Origin of the sequence: Nocardia takedensis NBRC 100417 (assembly GCF_000308695.1) — a bacterium.
Classification (GTDB): Bacteria; Actinomycetota; Actinomycetes; order Mycobacteriales; family Mycobacteriaceae; genus Nocardia; species Nocardia takedensis.
Map to the genome: position 1 here is coordinate 23,908 of NZ_BAGG01000021.1, position 19,910 is coordinate 43,817.

Genomic DNA, 19,910 nt, shown 5'->3' on the forward strand with positions numbered 1-19,910 from the left:
TCGGAGGTATGTACCCGACTGTTCCGGTGTCCGACGCCGCGCGTAGGGCGGGGGGTTCGCGGCCCGATCAGGGCGGTGGATTCGGGGTCGGCGCGGCGCGTCCGGGGCCCGCTCCGGTGCTGGATCTGGCGCCGCAGCCGCAGGTCCGTCTGGTCCGGCGCTCGGGTGGGCGCATCGTGGGCGGTGTCGCGGGCGGTATCGCCGATCAGCTCGGCCTGGACGTGTTCACCGTGCGGATGGCCTTCGTGCTGCTCTCGGCGCTGGCGGGCGCGGGTATCGCCGCCTACGGACTGCTGTGGATCTTCACCCCGGGCGGCGCGGACCAGGCGCGTCCGAGCGCGACCGAACGCAGGCAGGCGATCGGTCTGGCCCTGCTCGGGCTCGGGCTCGCGGTGGCGGTGTCGTGGCTGATGAACGGCACGGTCGCGGCGAAGATCATCGTTCCGATCGTGGTCGTCGCGCTGGGCGCGGCGCTGGTCTGGCGCGAATACGACGCGGAGGGGCCGCGCTCGCTGCTCGGGCTGCCCGCGCATCCGGGGGTGGTGACCTGGGCGCGCATCGTGGGCGGGGCGACGATGATCGTCGTCGGCTTGGGCGTGGTGGTGCTGGGGCGCATCGATCTCGGCTCGCTCGGGTCCGCGCTGGTCGCGGTCGCGGTGACGCTGGTCGGGGCGGGTCTGCTGACGGTGCCGCTGTGGCTGCGGATGATGCGGGCGTTGAATTCCGAGCGCGCGGCGCGCATCCGCAACGAGGAACGCGAGGAGATCGCCTCGCACCTGCACGATTCGGTGTTGCAGACCTTGGCGCTGATCCAGCGGCAGGCCGACGACCCGCAGGAGGTCACCCGGTTGGCCCGCAGTCAGGAGCGCGAGTTGCGCCGCTGGTTGTTCGAGGATTCGGGGCCTGCGCCGTCGAGTCTGGCGGCGGCGCTGCGCACCATCGCGGGCGAGGTGGAGGACCAGTACAGCGTGCAGGTCGCACCGGTGACGGTGGGCGATGTCAGCATGGATGTCGGTGACACCGGGAGTGGTCTGCCGAAGGAGCATTTCACCGCGCTGCTGGGGGCGAGCCGGGAGGCGATGGTCAACGCCGCCAAGCACGCGGGCGTGCCGAACGTCGACCTGTTCGCGGAGGTCGAACCGCATCAGGTGAGCGTGTTCGTGCGTGACCGCGGCGCGGGTTTCGACGTCGCCGCCATCGCCGAGGACCGGCGCGGCCTGACCAAATCCATTCGCGGCCGGATCGAGCGGCGCGGCGGTCAGGTGGAGATCCTGTCGGCTCCCGGCCGCGGGACCGAGGTGCGGATCATCATGCCGCGCACCGACTCCGGCGCGCACGAGGACGCCGAGCCGATGGCCGACACCGTGTGGGAGCCGGTGCGCCCGGTCGCGTGAGCCGAAAGCGCTGTGGTACCGATGGGTGCGCGTGTCCGGTGCGGCGCGAGTCGGGGTGGGCGATCCACCGTAGTGAGGAGAAGTAGGTGAGCGTGCGGGTCTTTCTCGTCGACGATCACGCCGTGTTCCGTTCGGGTGTGCGGGCCGAGCTGAGTCGCGAACCCGATATGGAGGTGGTCGGGGAGGCGGGCGGCGTGGCCGAGGCGATCGCCGGGATCACCGCGGCCGGACCGGATGTGGTGCTGCTGGATGTGCACATGCCCGACGGCGGCGGCGTGGCCGTGCTGACCGGGATCGGCGACGGGCCGGTGTGTCTGGCGCTGAGTGTGTCCGATGCCGCCGAGGACGTCATCGCGGTGATCCGCGCGGGCGCGCGCGGATATGTCACCAAGACGATCTCCGGCGCCGAACTCGCCGACGGCATCCGCCGGGTCGCGGGCGGTGACGCCGTGTTCAGCCCGCGGTTGGCCGGTTTCGTGCTGGACTCGTTCACCGGGCGTTCCCCGGTGCCCGAACCGCCGCTGGACCCGGAACTGGATTCGCTGACTCCGCGCGAACTCGAGGTCCTGCGGTTGCTCGCCCGCGGCTACACCTATCGCGAGATCGCCGAGAATCTGTTCATCTCGGTCAAGACCGTCGAGACGCATGCCTCCAACGTGCTGCGCAAGACTCAGCAGTCCAACCGGAACGCGCTGACGCGCTGGGCGCATCGCCGCCGGATCGATTGAGCCGCAAGGCGTCACCGTGACGGCGACGCCCCGGCCTCACATCACCGCGACGAGCACCGCGATCAGGATGATCAACCCGATGAGCAGGCCGACGGCGATGGCCAGCGGCGCGTTGCTCGGCGCGTTGCCCTGGGAGCGCTGACCGAGGGCCGCGCGCTGCGGGACGGCGGCGGGCTGCTGCTGTCCGACCGGCTGCGGACGTTGCGGTCGGGGCAGTGGCGCGGCGTGCGGGCTGCGCACCCCGGTGGCGGAATTGCGGGCGGCCCAGGCCGGGATGGTGCCGTCCTCGGTGCGCACGGGCGCGCCCAGGATGTAGGGGCCGGTGCCGGGACCGAAGGCGGCGGTGAGGATCTCGTCGCGCGCCTCGGCCATCGTCGGGCGGCGCTGCGGCGCGGGTTCGAGCATGTGCAGGATGGCGTTGGTGAGGACGCCGGTGCGGGTGGGCGGGATGATCCGCGCCATCGCGGCGCGTTCGACCAGTACGTCGGCGTCCTCGTCGAGTCCGAACGGCGGTTGGCCCTCGATCGCGGTGTAGAGGGTCGCGCCCAGCGAGAACACGTCGCTGGCCTCGGTGGGGCGCGCGCCGCGCGCGACCTCGGGCGGCAGGTAGGCGGGTGTGCCGGTGATCATGCCGTCGGGTTCGTCGGTGAGGTCGCCCGCGCCGCGCGAGATGCCGAAGTCGCTGAGTTTGGCCAGGCCGACGCCGGGGCCGCGGTCGGCGACGAGGATGTTGCCGGGTTTGATGTCGCGGTGCACGATGCCGACCGCGTGCGCGGCGGCCAAGGCGTCGGCGACCTGCGCGCCCATCTGGGCGACCTCGACCACCGGCAGCGCGTCGAAGACGGCGAGGGCTTTGGCGACGCTGCGCGAGGGCAGGTGTTCCATCACCAGCCAGGGTTCGCCCGCTTCCAACACCACGTCGTAGACGGCGATGGCGTGGTCGTGGGACAGCTTCGCGGCGACCCGGCCTTCGTGCACGATCTGCTCGCGGACCCGGTTGGCCTCGGCTTCGGGCAGGTCAGCGGTGGAGAGCACCTGTTTGATGGCGACTTCGCGATCGAGCAGCCGGTCGTGGGCCAGCCACACCGCGCCCATGCCGCCGCCGCCGAGCTTGGACTTCAGGCGGTAGCGGCCCGCGACCAGGTATTCGGGGCCGACGATGGGGCGTGGGCGATCGATCATGGGTGCAGGGTATCCGAATCTCGTAGTGGGCGACCTGATTCGAGCCGACGGTGGCCACGGCCGTCGGGGGCCGCGTACGGCGCCGGTCCGCGGCGTCGTGGACGTGTCCGACCCTACCCGGACGCGCGGGCGGCACGGGGCCGCGGGTGGGACGCGCGGGGAGCGGCGCGGGGCGAATCTCCGGTGAATTCTGGTACCGCCGTGCTGAATGAGGTGGGTGAGCCGGGAGTGTCGCGGGGTGACGGTCGGGGGTGTCGGGGTGGGTGTGGCGACACGCTTGACGGATCTCGGGGGTGGGTCTCTACTTGGTTCGCTATCGAACGTATATTCGATAGTGATCGATAGCTGAAACGGTGCTGACTCTCCGATATCGACCGATGTCGGGAGGTCGGCCCGCTCACTTCGCCCTCGGAGTCCATCGTGGGAAGTAGGTGGTGGTGATGGGTTCGGACGCGCGGGTGGGGGAGGAACGAAGACGGCCCGAACTGGAGGAACTGCGCCGTCGGATGGCGGCGATCCCCGCGCGCGGGGCGACGCCGTCGGCGCGACCCGCGCACGCGCCCGAACTGCGCCGGGAATCCCTCGCGGTGCCCGCTGCCCTCGCTGAACTGTTGCCGAAGGGCGGTGTGGTCAAGGGGTCGGTGGTCGCCTACCGCGGTGCGCGCTCGTTGCTGGCGGGTCTGCTCGCCGCGGTGACCGAGGCGGGCGGGCACGCCGCGGTGGTGGGCATGCCGCGGTTCGGTCTGCTCGCCGCGGCGGAGATGGGCGCGGAACTGGCCAGGGTGGCCGTCATCCCCGACCCGGCCCGACCCCCTCGAAATCGCTGCGGTGTTGCTGGACGGTCTGGATCTGGTGGTGCTCGGCCTCGCCGACCGCGCCGTCGCCCCCGCGCGCTCCCGCGTGCTCGCCGCCCGCGCCCGCAGCGGCGGCGCCACCCTCGTCGTCGCCGACGGTCACTGGCCCGACCCCGCCCTGCGCCTGGAATCCCGCGTCACCGGCTACGCCGGACTCGGCGCGGGCCGCGGTCGCCTGCGCTCGCTGTGTCTGGACGTCGACGTCCGCGCCAAAGCCGGACCGGCCCGCCGCGGCCGCATCGACCTGTGCCCCACCGCGGGCCGGGTGGAATGGGTCGCGCGCGAGCGGGTCGACCGGGTCGAGGAACCGATCACGGCGGACGGCGCGGCCTCGTGAACGGTCGGTGGTGGTCGCCGGGCGGCGCGACCTCGGGCGGCCTCGTGATCGACGGGTGCGGTCCGCGGTGTCACGTCGTGAACGTCGGGGGCGCAGTGTGATCCGGCCGCGGCGCTCGCGGGTGCTGGCCGTGTGGTGTCACGACTGGCCCGCGGTGGCGGCGGCCGCGGCGGCGGGACTGCCCGCGATGCGGCCGGTGGCGGTGCTGTCGGGCAATCGGGTGCTCGCCTGTTCGGCGCTGGCCCGCGCCGAAGGCGTCACGCCGGGGTTGCGGCGCAGGGAGGCACAGGCGCGCTGCCCCGAATTGTTCGTGACGCAACACGATCCCGACCGCGACGCGCGACTGTTCGAGGCGGTCGTCGCCGCGGTGGACGCGACCGTCCCCGGTGTCGAAGTGCTGCGCCCGGGTCTGCTCGCGCTCGGCGCGCGCGGGGCCGCACGGTATTTCGGGTCGGAGGAGCGGGCGGCCGAACGGTTGGTCGACGCGGTGGCGGCGGTCGGCGTCGAGGCGTGGGTCGGGATCGCCGACGAACTCGACACGGCGGTGTTCGCCGCCAAACGGGCCGTGATCGTGCCGCCGGGGCAGGACGCGCGGTTCCTCGCGCCGCTGCCCGTGGCGGAACTGGCCACCGAACCCGATCCGCCCGCACCCGAACGGCGCGACCTGGTCGATCTGCTGCACCGCCTCGGACTGCGGCGGATCGGGGATTTCGCGGCGCTCTCGCCCGCCGAGGTCACCTCCCGTTTCGGCGGTGACGCGGTCCTGGCGCACCGATGCGCGCGGGCGACGCCGCGGCGTCCGCCCTCGGCGCGCAGGCCGCCCCCGGAACTCGCGGTGGAGTACCGCTGCGATCCGCCGATCGAACGGGTCGACGCCGCCGCCTTCGCCGGGCGCATGCTCGCCACCCGACTGCACGAGGCGCTGGCCGCGGCGGCGGTGTCCTGCACCCGGTTGGCGATTCACGCCGAAACCGAAGCGGGCGAACAGCTCTCCCGGATCTGGCGGTGCGCCCAGCCGCTCACCCCGCAGGACACCGCCGACCGGGTGCGCTGGCAACTCGACGGCTGGCTGACCCATCGCGACGGTCCGGGCTCGCCGGTCACGCTGCTGCGTCTGGAACCGGTCGAGGTCGCGCGGGCGGGCGCGTTGCAACTCGGCCTGTGGGGCGGGGTCGGCGAACACGACGAACGCGCGCGCCGCGCCCTGGTGCGGGTGCAGGGACTGCTCGGCGGCGAGGCGGTGCGGGTCGGGGTGCTCAGCGGCGGTCGCGGTCCCGTCGAACGGGTCACCCTGGTGGCGCTCGGTGAGGAACTGGTTCCCGCCGCCGACCCCGGCCTGCCGTGGCCGGGCCGCCTGCCCGAACCCGCGCCGGCGCTGCTGCTGGTCAACCGCCCGACCGTGACGCTCGAATCCGCCGACGGCGAACCGGTGCTGGTCACCGCCCGCGGCCTGTTCTCCGCCGATCCGGCCCGCCTGCGCTGGGGCAGCAGGCAGTGGCGGCTCAGCGCGTGGGCCGGACCGTGGCCGGTGGACGAACACTGGTGGAGTCCGGAAGGCGTCGCGCTGGCCCGCGCGCAGGTCCGCCTCGACGGCACGGCCGAGGACGCGAAAGCCCTGCTGCTGGTCTATGTGGACCGAGGTTGGCGCGCCGAGGGCGTCTACGACTGAGCGCGACGGTCACGCTCCGGTCAGCGCGTCATGTCACGCGCGGAGTGGCCCCGATCGGCGACCTAGAGTGAAAAAGTGCTCACTCTTCGCCCGCCCAGTGACAGCGCCCGCCGGAAGGGTCCCGCGCCGCGCGGCATCCTCCCCACCGATCGGGCCGATCTGTTCGGCCGCCGTGTCGTCCCGTGTCGAGCGAGTCCCGCCAGGTCCGGGACCGCTTCGCTCGCCATGTCGTGCGCCCGATGACGGGGGTGCTGGAAACCACGTCCTTCGCCGGGATGACCTGTTCGGCCGCGTCGGCGGTAGATGTCCCGCTGCCGGGGACCGCGACCGTCGTCCCGGGGTGGTTGTGCGTCGAAGATCCGGGTCCGTGGGGGCGTGACGTGCTCGGCGACGCCGTGCTCGGCCCCGAGGTCACCGCCGAACTGGCGGTGCGGACCAAAGCGGCCCGGGTCCGCCCGACCCTGATCCGGCGACCCGGCCGCCGCGAGTTCACCGGCGCCCGCACGGTGCTGCTGGCGAGTTCGCGCCCGACGGGATCGTGGTGCGAGCGCCTGGAGATCACCGATCCGCGCGAACTGCTCGACATCGACCTGTCGCTGCTGGCCGGACCGCCGCCGGGAATCGGTGTCCGCGTGGACGATCCGCTGGTGCTGGTGTGCGCGCACGGCAAACGCGACCAGTGCTGCGCGCTGCTGGGCCGACCGATCGCCGCCGGCCTGGCCGCCGAACATCCCGACCTGGTCTGGGAGTGTTCGCACACCGGCGGTCACCGTTTCGCGCCCGCCGTGGTGCTGTTGCCCACCGGCCTGACCTACGGCCGCGTCGACGCCGCCGCAGCCGCCCGCGCGGTGGAGGCGGCCATGGCCGGCGAGGTCGCCCCGATCGGCCTGCGCGGGCGCAGTTGCTACGGGCCCGTCGCGCAGGCCGCCGAGATCGCCGTGCGCGAGGTCGCCGCCGCCGGGGCGGAGGATCTGGTGGTCGACCTGGAACCCGACGAGCCCGACACCGATCTGCCGCTGCCCGTCGACGCGACCCTCGCGGGCGTCGCCGTGGTCACCCACCGTGACGGACGGCGCTGGCAGGTGCGCGTGCACACGCGGAACTACGCTCCACGCCAGGCCAGTTGCGGCGCGTCACCCAAACCGGTCACCGCCGTGGTCGCCGACGCCCCGAGGGTCTTGCCCGCGTGATCGCCGGGGGCCGCGCCGAGCACGATCGCGCACTCCCCGCGTGATCGACGTCGTACGGCCTCCGGCGAACCAGGGGGCGGACAGCGCCGAGGTCGGATGCGGTGTGGCCGTCGCCCGCCAGGGAAGTCGCAGTCGGAGCGCAGGCGGGTGGGCGCGTCACCCCGCGAACTCGAACGCGAGCGCGCCGCGCGGGGGGTGTCGCAGTCGGAGCTCCGGCGGAGCGGTCGCGTCACCAGTGGGTGCCGGGCACCCAGCGCGCCGCGCGTCGCAGGGCGGTGCCGGTCACCCGCACCGCCGTCGAGCGCTGCCGGGGTTGTGCGGGCGCGACCGTCACGCTCCGGTCCTCGTCGCCGTTGTCGGTGAGCTCGCCCTTGGCGGCGGGGGAGTCGGGCAGCGCGCGGTAGTAGCGGTGCAGGATGCGGTCGCGGATGCCGGGGGTGACCAGCGCGCCGTATTCGGCGATGGTGCCCAAGGGGACGTCGATGCGCTTGGGACGTTCGGCGAGGGCGCGCACGATGGTCGCGGCGGCCCATTCCGGTGATTCGGACGGGCCCTGATCGCCGCTGGGCGTGATCATCGGGGTGCGCACCAGCGGCATGTGGATGGTGGTGAAAGAGACGCCGTCGGCGAGGGTTTCGATCGCGGCGACCTCGGTGAACTTGTCCAGGGCGGCCTTGCTGGCGAGGTAGGCCGAGAACCGCGGCGTGGCGACCTGCACGCCCGCGCTGCTGATCTGCACGATGTGGCCGAAGCCGCGTTCGCGCATCTGCGGCAGCAGCGCCAACGTCATGCGCAGCGCGCCGAAGTAGTTGACGGCCATGGTGCGTTCGAAATCGTGCAGTCGGTCGGTGGAGCGGTGGATGGCGCGGCGGATGGACCGTCCGGCGTTGTTGACCAGCATGTCGACGTGGCCGTGTTCGTCGAGGACGGCCGCGATGGTCTTGTCCACCGATTCGGTGTCGGTGACGTCGCACGGGTAGCCGTGGGCGCGGCCGCCCGCGGCGCGGATCTCGGCGACGACGGCGTCGATCTCGTCACCGCGGCGGGCCACGACGAAGACGACGGCCCCTTTGGCGGCGACGGCCAGCGCGGCGGCGCGCCCGATCCCGGAGGACGCGCCGGTGATGAGGACATGGCGATCGGTGAGATCGCGGCGTCGCCGGTCGCGGCGGGTCCGTTCGGCGTCGGCGGTGGTGGGGTCGTTACGCGACGCTGCGTTCATCGCCTGCTCCTTCGTGGTCTGACGGCACGGCGGTCCGTGGCATGAACTTACTCCGAAGTAAGTTCCGCTGACAAGGGCCGGGCCGTTGCCGTCTCCCCGGGCGTCCGCACCGCCGGTCGTGTGGCGATCGCTCCGGTTGCCGGGAGAGCGGCGCATCGGATGCGGGCGAGTTCGTTCCCGGCGGCCCGAGGGGATTCCGGTCTCCTCTCGAAGATATTCCGCGGCAGAGTTTTCAGCGACCGAGCGCGGCGGGCAACCGGTTGGCAACGCCGCGATTTTTCCTCGCGGGCCGTCTCGAAAGTATCGAACATATGTGCGATACTCGTGCGCATGGCGGACGATCGGATGGCGGACATCTTTGCCGCGGTGCGGCGCGGGAGCGGGAATCCCGAACAGGGTCGACATGCGCTACGCACCCTCTGGGACGAACTCGGCTCCGCCGGAGATCCGTTGCAGCGCTGCGTAGTAGCGCATCATCTCGCCGTCCTCCAGGAAACCGACGCCGAGGCGCTGGTGTGGGATCAGCGCGCGCTGGCGGCCGTCTTCGCGCCCGGCATCCCCCTGGACGACGGCCTGCGCTGCTTCCTGCCCTCGCTCTACCTCAACCTGGCCGACAGTCACCGCCGCGTGGGCGATTTCGACGGCGCGAAAATGCAACTGGCGATCGCGCGCGGTCACCTGCGCATCCTGGCCGAGGACGCCTACGGCGCGATGATCCGGTCGGGTCTGGATCGCGTCGAGGCGGCGCTGGAGGCGGGCTCCTCGGAGCGACTGGCCGTCGACTGAAGTCGGCCGACACGCGGGTCGGGGCCGGTCTGTGATCTGTCCTCCATCGAGTGTGTTCGATGACTGGCCGGAGCGGTTCGCGCGCCGCGGCTGCGGCGGGTGGGTGGATACGCCGCAGCCGGTGACCGCGCTCGTCGGCACTACCTCTGACAGGGCACGAGGCGGGCGAAGAAAGCCGTGAGCTGCTGGCGCGACCTCGCCCAAGTGGGGTCGGATAGGCTCGCGCGCATGGCCGTCTACCTCGTCACCGGTGCCGCTGGATTCATCGGCGCGAACTACGTGCTTTTCCTGCTCGAACGCGAGCCGGACGCGCACGTCGTAGCAGTCGACTACATCGGGTTCGCGGGCAACATCGCCAACCTGGACACGGTCATCGACAAGGTCAGCTTCGTCCGGGCCGATATCGCCGACCAGGCGGCGATGAAAGCGATCTACCGGCAGTACCGGCCAGATTTCGTGGTCAATTTCGCTGCCGAGTCTCATAACGATCGCGCGATCCTGGAGCCGTCGGTGTTCATGCGGTCCAACGCTTTGGGCGCGCAGGTGATGGCCGAGTGCAGCAGATCGATTCCGGTGACCTCGCACGTGCATGTCTCGACTATCGAGGTGTACGGGGAACTGGGCGACGGGCAGCAGTGGTTCACCGAACGCTCGCCGCTGAACGCGAAGACGCCGTACTCGGCGGCCAAGGCCGCCGGTGATCAGATGGTGCGCGCCTACATGGCGACCTATCCCGACCTGAATATCCGGATGACTCACTGCGCCAACAACTATGGTCGCTTCCAGCTGCCGGAGAAGTTGATCCCGCTGGCGGTGACGAACGTGCTGCGCGGCCGCAAGGTTCCGGTCTACGGCGATGGGTTGCAGTCGCGGGACTGGCTGCACGTCGATGACCATTGCGCGGCCGTGCATCAGGTGTTGCACGCCGAGCTTCCCTCGATTCCGGCCGCTGCGGGCACCGATCCGGGGCTGCTCCCGATCTTCGACATCTCCGCGCGCTGCGAGGTCACCAATCTCGATATCGCGCGGCGGATCGTGGCCGAGCTCGGCCACGATCCCGCCGAATGGATCGAACACATCCCCGACCGGCCCAACCACGACCGCCGCTACCTCATCGATCCCGCCAAGCTCGAAACCGAACTCGGCTGGGCGCCGACGCGGGCGTTCGATGCCGGGATCGCCGAGACAGTGGCCTGGTACGTCGACCATCGTGACTGGTGGGAGAAGATCATCACCGACAAGGGCGACCTCGGTTTCGACTGGTCGCGTGTCGGTCCGGCCGCTGTCGGCTAGCGCGCCGCGGCTGTCGCGGCCGCGACAGCGGTAATCACCTTCTCCACGGTTGCGGCGTCCATCGACCGCCACAACGGCAGGCAGATGTGGCGGGTGGCGAAGTCCTCGGCCCGACCGAACCGATCATCGACGTTGAGATCGGCGAAAACCGGCTGTCGGTGCAGCGGTTGCTCGTAGACACCGCGTGCCAGTGTCACCCCGTGCTCGGCGCTCGCAGCCCGAACCGAGTCCCGGTCGACGCCGTCGGCGAGCAGCGCGACGCATTTGTGGCCGCTGACCTGTGTGTTGTCGCCGATGTCGGGGAACATCGAGGCGGGACCGTCGAGGGTGTGCTGGTAGCGGTCGATGATGGCGCGGCGGGTGCGGGTGTCGGCGGTGAGCTGATCGAGGCCGATCGCCCCCAGGACCGCGCCGATCTCGGTCAGCCGCCAGCTGTTGCCTGCCAGGATGTGAACGCCGACGCTGTCCTTTCCCTGGTTGCGGAATCGGCGGGCGAACGCGGCGAGGGTGTTGTCGTTGGTGGTGATCGCGCCGCCCTTGCCGCCGGTGGTGACGACCTTGGTCGCGAAGAACGACCAGGCCGCGGCGACCCCGAAGCCGCCCGCTGGGATGCCGTGCAGGTGCGCGCCGTGAGCGTGGGCGGCGTCTTCCACCAACGCAACGCCCGCACGTTCGCACATCGTGACCAATTCGGGCAGTCGTGGGCTGAGGTAGCCGCCGATGTGGACGACCACCACAGCGGCGACCGAGCCGGTCAGTCGCATGGCGATGTCGTCGAGGTCGGGATACAGACCCGAGTCGTAGAGTTCGACGCGAGCCCCCGCGCGCAGCGCGGCTGCGGCGGTCGCGTAGTTGGTGTTGGTCGGGACCAGCACGGTTCGCCCGGTCACGTCCAACCAGGAGAAGATGATCTCGAGGGCGGTCGACCCGGAATTGCGGCCTGCTTTTGTCACCGTGGGCTGGGCTCCGCCGTAGCGCGATGCCAGCACCACCCCGCTAGCGGTCGGCGCCAACGCGGGCCATCCGAACTCGAGCCCGATCATCGGCCGAGGCAGAGCGCCTGGGTAGGCGGTCAGCATCTCCAACCGCGACGACAGGAGGGTGCCGATCATCGATCCCGCGTCATCGAGCAGAGCGCGGGTGCCGATGCCCGCGCAGACCACCACTGTCGGCGTGGACATCGACCCGTGCGCCGTCGCCACGCCGCATACCCGGCGATCTTCGGTGACGATCCGGGCGGCTTCCACCCCGACCGCGATCTCTACCCCGGACGAAACACAGTGTGCGGCGAGGCGATTCAGGAGCGCACGAGTGTCGATAACCAGTTCGCTGATCTCGGACGCGGCGACATCGCGACCGTGAACACGTAACAACTCACTGATTTCGCGGCTGCCGACGCCACGGTTGACGATGTCGTGACGGCGCCACAACTGGCGGTAGGTGTGCATGGTCTCCGGTGTGCCGTAGTACCAGCACGGCTGCGTGGCAACCACGCAGTCAGGGAAGGCGGTCCGGTAGGTGATCTGGGCTAGCGCGCATGTGGTGACAATCTCGGGGTGCCAGCGCGCGTAGAGCGCTCCGGAGTGGACCAGCCCGTGATTGCTTGTCGTCGCGCCCGCGCCGAGAAGATCACGCTCGATCAGCCGCACACTCATTCCCGCGCCCGCCAGCCGTGCTGCGGTCATCAACCCGGCGACTCCGCCGCCGATGACGACACAATCGATCCGCTTTTTCATCACGCCCCCCCTGAGATACGTCGGGCCACCCGCTCAGCCCGGTACTGGTGTCCAGGGTGGTGAGATTCGGGGCGACGATGTCTCGTTCCGCGTCTCCGGGTGTCTACACCTCGATAGCATCGACATATGACGACCCGGGGTCGCTGTGCGGTTGAGCGTGAGGCCGCCGCTGTGGTTGGTGCCCAGCTCAAGGCCGCGCGCGAAGCCGCTGGGCTGTCACTGTCGCAGATGGCCGCCCGGCTGAACTTCAGCAAATCAGCGCTCGGCCACTACGAGACCGGTACACGTGGGGCGCCGCCGGACCTCGCGTTGTGGTACGAACGCGTCTGTGGCGCCTACACAGATCCTGTCGCCGCGGTGACCGCGTTGGGTCGCGCGGATGTCGACCGCCGCTCGTTCCTGCTGCGTGCCGCCTACACCGCGGCGTTGAGCGCGACGGCGCTGACCGCCCTTGGCGCTGACCGTCTGATGGCGACGTCGGCCCGCACGGTCGGCATGGCCGAAGTCGACGCGGTTCGCGCGGTCACCTCAGCGTTGCTGTCGTTGGATGAGGCACGCGGCGGTGGTATCGGACGCACCGCGGTCGCGGAGTTCCTCGTCACCGATGTCGCCGATCTACTCAGGTCGCGCTTCGCTGACGTGCGCGTGCGTTGCGAGGCGTTCTCCGCTGCCTGCGAGCTGGCCTACCTGGCGGCCTTCAAGGCCCACGACGCCGGCCAGGACGGAATCGCGCAACGCTACTATCTCGCCGCGCTGCGGCTGGCCGAGCATGCCGACAGCCCCGTGCAACAAGCGTGGGTTCTGCGGGCGCTGGCACTGCAGGGCGTGGATATCCAGCAACGACGCTTCAGTGTCGACCTCGCCGAAGAAGCGGCGCAGCGCGCGCACGGGCATCTCGGTGCCGACGTCGACGCGCTGTTCACGATGGGGTTGGCGCGCTGTCACGCCGAGTCCGGAAACCACGCACGAGCTCGAGATGTCCTTCGCCGCGTCGAACCGGCGATGACCGCCGACCTCGCCGAACCCGCGCCACGCGCGATCGCGATGTGGTGCCCGAACAAGGCCACCGTCATCGACCAGGCCGCGAAAGCCTTCACTTCACTGGGCGAACACGGGCAAGCGCAACAGCTGTTCACCCTCGGGGCGTCGATCTGGAACCCTGGTACCCATGCCCGGGTCCACGCACTCACCTGCGCCGACGCTGGTCTCGCGCAATGGAAGACCGGTGACGAGGGTGGCGCGGTCGCGCTGTGGACCTCGGTCATCCCGGTCCTACAGCGAGTGCGGTCCGCTCGGACCGCGAAAGCGCTCGACAAGATCGCCCGACACGCATCCGAACTCGTCACCACCGCCACCTGACCCAGCCGCCGCGGCATGGCCAGGGGCCGGTCACGGTGATGAGCGCTGGCCGAGGTAACCGCGTCAACGACAACGTCGACTGATCCGTGCCGACACGCGGGTCTGCGATCGATCTATGATCCGTCATCCATCGAATGTATGTTCGATGGATGAGGAGGTGATCGGTCGTGGACTGGGGAGACGGTCCGCCGACGTGGGCGGAGATGGAACGCGTGCTGTCCGGCAGACCCGGCCGGACCGACCCGGAGGCGATGTACCCCGGCGACGGCGGCGACAGCCCCGCCTGGACCCGCACCCGCGGGGCCTACCGGGCCGACCCGGACGTGCCGGCGCCGAGCCCGACCGTCCCCTACGCCGAACTGCACGCCCACTCGGCCTACAGCTTCCTCGACGGCGCGAGCCACCCCGAGGAACTGGTCGAGGAGGCGGTGCGCCTCGGCCTGGAAGCCATCGCGCTGACCGACCACGACGGCTTCTACGGCACCGTGCGCTTCGCCGAGGCCGCCCGGGAATGGGGGATGCCGACCGTCTTCGGCGCGGAACTGTCCCTCGGCACGGACCGCGGCGTCGACTCCGCCCCGCGCACCGGCGCACCCGACCCCGCCGGACCGCACCTGCTGATCCTGGCCCGAGGTCAGGAGGGCTACCGCAGGCTCTCCCGGGAGATCTCCGCCGCGCACCTGGCCGCGGGGGAGAAGGGCATCCTGCGCTACGACATCGACACGCTCACCGCCGCGGCGGACGGGCACTGGCAGATTCTCACCGGTTGCCGCAAGGGCACGCTGCGCCAGGCCCTCGCCCGCGACCTGCGCGCTTCGGCCACCGACCTGCCCGAAGCCGCGGCGGCCCTGGGGGATCTGGTGGAACGCTTCGGTGTCGACCGGGTCGCGGTGGAACTCACCCACCACGGCATCCCCGAGGACGACGAACGCAACGCCCACCTGCGCGCCCTCGCGGGCCGCTTCGCCCTGCCCGTCGTCGCCACCACCGGCGCGCACGTCGCCGGGCCCGCGCAACGCCGCCGCGCCATGGCGATGGCCGCCATCCGGGCCCGGTCGAGCCTCGACGACCTGGCAGGCTGGCTCCCCGCGGCGGGTGGCGCGCACCTGCGCTCCGGCGCGGAGATGGCGCGCCTGTTCGCGGGCGGGACCGACGCGGTCGCCAACGCCGCCGCCCTCGCCCGCCAATGCGCCTTCGACCTGCGGCTGATCGCCCCCCGACTACCCCCGTTCGAGGTGCCCGACGGCCACGACGAGAACTCCTGGCTGCGCGAACTGACCATGGCGGGCGCGCGGCGGCGCTACGGACCGCCCGAAGCCAACCCCGCCGCCTACCGCCAACTCGACTACGAACTCGAGACCGTCGCCGTACTCGGCTTCCCCGGATACTTCCTGGTGGTGCACGACATCGTCACCTTCTGCCAGGACAACGACATCCTGTGCCAGGGGCGGGGTTCGGCCGCCAACTCGGCGATCTGCTACGCCATCGGCATCACCAACGTCGACCCCGTGGGCAACGACCTGCTCTTCGAGCGGTTCCTGTCACCCGAGCGCGATGGACCGCCCGACATCGACATCGACATCGAATCCGACCGCCGCGAGGAGGCGATCCAGCACGTCTACCGCCGCTACGGCCGCGCCTACGCCGCGCAGGTCGCCAACGTCATCACCTACCGGGGCAAATCGGCGGTGCGCGACGCCGCGCGCGCCCTCGGCTTCTCCCCGGGCCAGCAGGACGCCTGGAGCAAACAGGTCAACCGGTGGACCGGGATCGGCGCCGAGACCGGCACCGACATCCCCGAACCCGTCCTGGAACTGGCCGCCGAGATCGAAGGGCTGCCACGCCATCTCGGCATCCACTCCGGCGGCATGGTGATCTGCGACCGCCCCATCGCCGACGTGTGCCCGGTGGAATGGGCGCGCATGGCCGACCGCAGCGTCCTGCAATGGGACAAGGACGACTGCGCCGCCGTGGGACTGGTGAAATTCGACATGCTCGGCCTCGGCATGCTCTCGGCCCTGCACTACATGATCGACATGGTGCGCGAGCACACCGGCGAGACCGTCGAACTGCACCGACTCGACCTGGCCGAGCCCGCCGTCTACGAAATGCTCTCGCGCGCCGACTCGATCGGCGTCTTCCAAGTGGAGTCGCGCGCCCAGATGGCCACCCTGCCGCGCCTGCGCCCGCGCGTGTTCTACGACCTGGTGGTGGAGGTCGCGCTGATCCGGCCCGGCCCGATCCAAGGCGGCTCGGTGCACCCCTTCATCCGCCGCCGCAACGGTCAGGAGGAGATCACCTTCGACCATCCGGCGCTGCGCAATTCGCTCGGCCGCACCCTCGGCGTCCCGCTGTTCCAGGAACAACTCATGCAGATGGCCGTCGACGTCGCCGGATTCACCGCCGCCGAAGCCGACCAACTCCGCCGCGCCATGGGCTCCAAACGGTCACCGGAACGAATGGAACGGCTGCGCGCCCGGCTCTACCAGGGCATGCGCGAACTGCACGGCATCACCGGCGAGGTCGCCGACCGCATCTACGAGAAGCTCTACGCCTTCGCAAATTTCGGCTTCCCGGAAAGTCATTCGCAGAGTTTCGCCGCGCTGGTGTTCTATTCGGCGTGGTTCAAACTGCACCATCCGGCCGCGTTCTGCGCCGGACTGCTGCGCGCCCAGCCGATGGGCTTCTACTCCCCGCAGTCCCTGGTCGCCGACGCGCGCCGCCACGGCGTTCTCGTGCACGGACCCGACGTCAACGCCTCCCGCGCCGAAGCCGATCTGGAGAACCACGGCGCCGAGATCCGGCTCGGTCTGGCCTCGGTCCGGCACATCGGCGCCGACCTGGCCGAGAAGATCGTCGCCGCACGGGAATCCGGCCCCTACACCTCCTTCCTCGACCTCACCGGACGGGTCGAACTGAGCGTCGCCCAAGCCGAAGCGCTCGCCACCGCGGGCGCGCTCGGTCACCTCGCCGACAGTCGCCGCGCGGCCCTGTGGGCGGCGGGCGCGGCCGCGGGCGAACGTCACGACCGCCTGCCCGGCACCGGCGCGGCCACCGAAGCCCCCGCCCTGCCCGGGATGAGCGCACTCGAACTCGCCGCCGCCGACGTCTGGGCGACCGGCGTCTCCCCGGGCAGCTACCCCACCGAATTCCTGCGACCCCGACTCGACGAACTCGGGGTGATCCCCGCCGACGGACTGCTCGCCGTCCCCGACGGATCACGGGTGCTGGTCGGTGGCGCGGTCACCCACCGGCAGCGCCCCGCCACCGCCGCCGGGGTCACCTTCCTGAATCTCGAGGACGAGACCGGTATGGTCAACGTCGTCTGCTCGGTCGGCTTGTGGACCCGATACCGCCGCCTGGCCCAGAGCGCGCCCGCCCTGCTCATCCGCGGACGGGTGCAGAACGCCGAGGGGGCGGTCAGCGTCGTCGCCGAACATCTCCAACGCCTGGAGTTGCGCGTCGAATCACGGTCGCGCGATTTCCGCTGACCCACCGCGGGCGCGCAGCACGGACGAACGGACCCCATGCACCTGGACCTCTCCGACGACCTCTCCCCGGTGCCGCGCCGCGCGCGGATCACCACCGCCCTGGTCACCCTGCTCGCCTCCCTGCCCTCCACCGTGCTCGGCGGACTGCTCGTCTTCGCCGCGGGCGCGCTGATCGGACTGTGGCCCGCCTTCGGGCTGATCGCGATCTGGCTGGTCGGCGGCCCTTTGGTACCCGTCCCCACCGCCGAGATGGCGCAGGCGATCTTCCCCGTCCGTCATCCGCGCCCGGACGAACAAGGCGCGCTGATCACCGCCTGGCACAACGTCGCCCGCGTCGCCGGGGTCCGCGCGAGCGACTACTCGCTGTGGGTGCAGGACACCGCGCAACTCAACGCGCTCGCCGCGCCCGGCCGCATCGTCGCCGTCACCAGCGCCGCGGTCGCCGAACTCGGGCCGCGCGAACTCGAAGCCGTGCTCGCCCACGAACTCGGCCACCACCACGGCGGCGCCCAACGCGCCCAGATGATGGTCTACTGGTACGCGCTGCCGATCCGGGTCTGCTGGCAGGCGCTGGTCCGGATCACCTGGCTGCTGGCCGTTTTCGTCGCCCGCGCCGCCCACATCGTCGGCGTGGTCGCGCTGCTGCGCGCGTTCGGGGTGCGCGGCGCGATCGACGTCATCGGAATCACCGTCGCCGTGCTCGCTCGGATCGCGACCATCCTCGCCGTCGCGGTCCTGGCCGTCCTGCACTTCGGGCCGTTGGCCGCCCTGCCGTTGGCCGCGATCGTCGTGGAACCCTTCGCCGCGCGAGCCCAACGCCGTCGCACCGAGGTCGACGCCGACCGGGTCGCCGTCGACCTCGGCTACGGTCGCGAAACCCTCGCCGTCCTCGACCTCTGGTCACGCCGCGCCGAACCCGCGGGCCGGCTGGCCCGACTGCTCGACACCCACCCGCCCATCGCCGCCCGGATCGCCGCCGTCGAAACCCGCCTCGCCGCCCCGCGTTCCACCTGAGCCGACCCCGACCGCGCCGCCGCGACGGCTACTGCCGGTTGCGCGCGACGACCTCGCCGATACGACCCAGAGTCGACCCCGACCGCGCCGCCGCCGCAACGGCTACCCTGCGACCATGCGCAAGCTCGCCCTGCTGTGCCTCGGCCTGACCCTCACGACGCTGCTCGCGGGCTGCGGCAGCGACGAAACCGCCTCCTCCGACGGCAGATCGGCGTCCACCGTCGCGCCCGCGATCACCCCGCCCGGCCTGCGCGAACAAGCACCGACGCCCGCCGACAGCGGCCGCGAACAGGGCGGCGCCGAAGTCACCGCGCGCAAAGAAGTCGTCACCGGCAGCATCGACATCACCGCCGACGACCCGATCGCCGCCGCCGCGACCGTCGCCGACCGGGTGCGCGCCGCGGGCGGCCGCCTCGACAGCCGCACCGAACAACCCGGCACCGACGAGCAGGACCCCAGCGCCACCCTCACCGTGCGCGTCCCCGCCGACCGCACCGACGCCTTCATCGACGGCCTCGGCGGCATCGGCGAACTCACCCTGGTCAACACCAACCGCGACGACGTCACCATGCAGTGGGAAGACCTCGACGCCAAGATCCGCGCCCTGCGCGCCTCCGTCGACCGCCTGCGCGCCCTCATCGCCGGCGCCACCAACACCGCCGACCTCATCGCCGCCGAGAACGCCCTGTCCAGCAGACAAGGCGAACTCGACAGCCTCACCGCCCAACAACGCCGCCTCGACGACCAAGTCGCCCTCTCCAGCCTCACCATCACCCTCACCGCCCCCGAATCCCACACCCACGACCCCGGCCCGTCCAACTTCTGGGACGGTCTCGTCTCCGGCTGGAACTCCCTGATCGACTTCCTCCAGGACGCGATCGTGACCGTGGGCAAAGCCGTTCCGTGGCTGGTGTTCCTCGCGCTGCTCGCCGGAATCGGATGGGGGATCGGTCAGCTCTTCCGGCGGCGTTCGACCGCCGGGTCGCCGCGTGCGCGTCACGCGACGGCGGGCGGAGTTTCCGATGCGGCTTCCGTGGCCGGCTCCAAGGAGTCCGGTGCGACCGAGGCGAGTCCTTCGGAATCCGATCCTTCCGCGCCCGGTCCCGCCAGGTCCGGGTCTTCCGGTGCCGAGGCCGCCCCCGAAGAACCACGTGCGTGACGAATCGCGTGACTCCACGACAGCAGGTGAAAGGACCACGGTGCCCCCGAAGGTGATTCGCGCGACGATCACCCCGAACAGCCGCAAAGGCCCGCTGGTCGAACCCCGGGACGACGGCACCCTGCACCTCTACGTCCGCGCTCCCGCCGTCGAGGGCAAAGCCAACAAAGCCGCCATCGAACTCCTCGCCGACCACTTCGGCGTCCCCAAGAGCCGCGTCCGCCTGACCGCGGGTGCGACCTCCCGCACGAAACGCTTCGACATCGACCTCTGACCGCGCCCTGACCGCCCGCGCGTCTGCGTCTGCTCGCCCGTGCATCTCTGTCTTGGCGGAATCGCTGGTGTCGTCACCAGAATGCACAGGCGAGTGTGAAAGCTACGAGTCCTATGACCAAGACGACCAAGATGACTTCGGAGAACATTGCGGACCTACCTATTCGTAGTCGTCTACGTAGGGATTGGACAGATACGCGAGTGCGGCCAACTGAGGTAGGCA

Annotated in this window: 14 protein-coding genes and 1 pseudogene; 12 read left to right on the forward strand and 3 right to left on the reverse strand. The window is 71.0% G+C overall.

Annotated elements, in window-relative coordinates:
* Positions 1–8: 8 nt before the first annotated feature.
* Both ON30_RS05075 and ON30_RS05080 read left to right on the forward strand, forming a co-directional pair.
* The gene (locus tag ON30_RS05075; protein WP_083911146.1) at positions 9–1,394 is read left to right on the forward strand and encodes an ATP-binding protein; all 1,386 of its coding nucleotides are present in this window, start codon (positions 9–11) and stop codon (positions 1,392–1,394) included.
* Between the two features lie 92 nt (positions 1,395–1,486).
* Positions 1,487–2,122, forward strand: a complete 636-nt coding sequence (locus ON30_RS05080) for a LuxR C-terminal-related transcriptional regulator (RefSeq protein ID WP_040704732.1) — start codon at positions 1,487–1,489, stop codon at positions 2,120–2,122.
* A gap of 36 nt (positions 2,123–2,158) precedes the next feature.
* Here the strand turns inward: ON30_RS05080 and ON30_RS05085 are convergent, their stop codons facing one another.
* Positions 2,159–3,304: a serine/threonine-protein kinase gene (locus ON30_RS05085; RefSeq protein ID WP_040704601.1), complete on the reverse strand. Its 1,146-nt coding sequence runs from the start codon at positions 3,302–3,304 to the stop codon at positions 2,159–2,161.
* A gap of 440 nt (positions 3,305–3,744) precedes the next feature.
* Between ON30_RS05085 and imuA' the strand changes: the two are divergent.
* The 3 genes and pseudogenes from imuA' to ON30_RS05100 all read left to right on the forward strand — a co-directional run bounded on the left by imuA' (position 3,745) and on the right by ON30_RS05100 (position 7,354).
* Positions 3,745–4,495: pseudogene (imuA', locus tag ON30_RS05090) on the forward strand (DnaE2-dependent mutagenesis accessory factor ImuA').
* A gap of 67 nt (positions 4,496–4,562) precedes the next feature.
* A complete protein-coding gene (locus ON30_RS05095) occupies positions 4,563–6,164 on the forward strand; it encodes a DNA polymerase Y family protein (protein ID WP_373282494.1) in 1,602 nt (533 codons plus the stop codon).
* A 239-nt stretch (positions 6,165–6,403) separates the two neighbouring features.
* Positions 6,404–7,354 carry a ferredoxin family protein gene (locus tag ON30_RS05100; RefSeq protein WP_245553942.1) on the forward strand — a complete coding sequence of 317 codons (951 nt, stop codon included), beginning with the start codon at positions 6,404–6,406 and terminating at the stop codon, positions 7,352–7,354.
* 229 nt (positions 7,355–7,583) lie between these two features.
* Here ON30_RS05100 and ON30_RS05105 read toward each other — a convergent pair whose 3' ends face one another.
* Complete coding sequence (locus tag ON30_RS05105) at positions 7,584–8,576, reverse strand: SDR family NAD(P)-dependent oxidoreductase (protein ID WP_040704602.1); 993 nt, start codon at positions 8,574–8,576, stop codon at positions 7,584–7,586.
* Positions 8,577–8,906: 330 nt separating this feature from the next.
* On the opposite strand from ON30_RS05105, the gene ON30_RS05110 reads away from it, so the two are divergent.
* Positions 8,907–9,362 (forward strand): hypothetical protein, encoded by a 456-nt coding sequence (locus ON30_RS05110; RefSeq protein WP_040704603.1) that lies wholly within the window; start codon positions 8,907–8,909, stop codon positions 9,360–9,362.
* 228 nt (positions 9,363–9,590) lie between these two features.
* Positions 9,591–10,655 (forward strand): dTDP-glucose 4,6-dehydratase, encoded by a 1,065-nt coding sequence (locus ON30_RS05115; RefSeq protein WP_040704604.1) that lies wholly within the window; start codon positions 9,591–9,593, stop codon positions 10,653–10,655.
* Here ON30_RS05115 and ON30_RS35885 read toward each other — a convergent pair.
* On the reverse strand, positions 10,652–12,391 hold the full coding sequence (locus ON30_RS35885) for an FAD-dependent oxidoreductase (RefSeq protein WP_051028949.1): 1,740 nt from the start codon (positions 12,389–12,391) through the stop codon (positions 10,652–10,654). The genes ON30_RS05115 and ON30_RS35885 overlap by 4 nt on opposite strands.
* 126 nt (positions 12,392–12,517) lie before the next feature.
* Here ON30_RS35885 and ON30_RS05125 point away from each other — a divergent pair, with 126 nt between their 5' ends.
* The 5 genes from ON30_RS05125 to ON30_RS05145 all read left to right on the forward strand — a co-directional run bounded on the left by ON30_RS05125 (position 12,518) and on the right by ON30_RS05145 (position 19,688).
* Complete coding sequence (locus ON30_RS05125; RefSeq protein ID WP_083911147.1) at positions 12,518–13,750, forward strand: helix-turn-helix domain-containing protein; 1,233 nt, start codon at positions 12,518–12,520, stop codon at positions 13,748–13,750.
* Positions 13,751–13,917: 167 nt separating this feature from the next.
* Complete coding sequence (locus ON30_RS05130) at positions 13,918–17,241, forward strand: error-prone DNA polymerase (RefSeq protein WP_040704606.1); 3,324 nt, start codon at positions 13,918–13,920, stop codon at positions 17,239–17,241.
* Between the two features lie 36 nt (positions 17,242–17,277).
* Positions 17,278–18,255, forward strand: coding sequence for a M48 family metalloprotease (locus ON30_RS05135; RefSeq protein WP_051028951.1), 978 nt, complete (start codon positions 17,278–17,280; stop codon positions 18,253–18,255).
* Between the two features lie 115 nt (positions 18,256–18,370).
* Positions 18,371–19,414 (forward strand): DUF4349 domain-containing protein, encoded by a 1,044-nt coding sequence (locus ON30_RS05140; protein ID WP_051028952.1) that lies wholly within the window; start codon positions 18,371–18,373, stop codon positions 19,412–19,414.
* A 40-nt stretch (positions 19,415–19,454) separates the two neighbouring features.
* Positions 19,455–19,688, forward strand: a complete 234-nt coding sequence (locus tag ON30_RS05145) for a DUF167 domain-containing protein (RefSeq protein WP_040704607.1) — start codon at positions 19,455–19,457, stop codon at positions 19,686–19,688.
* Positions 19,689–19,910: the final 222 nt, after the last annotated feature.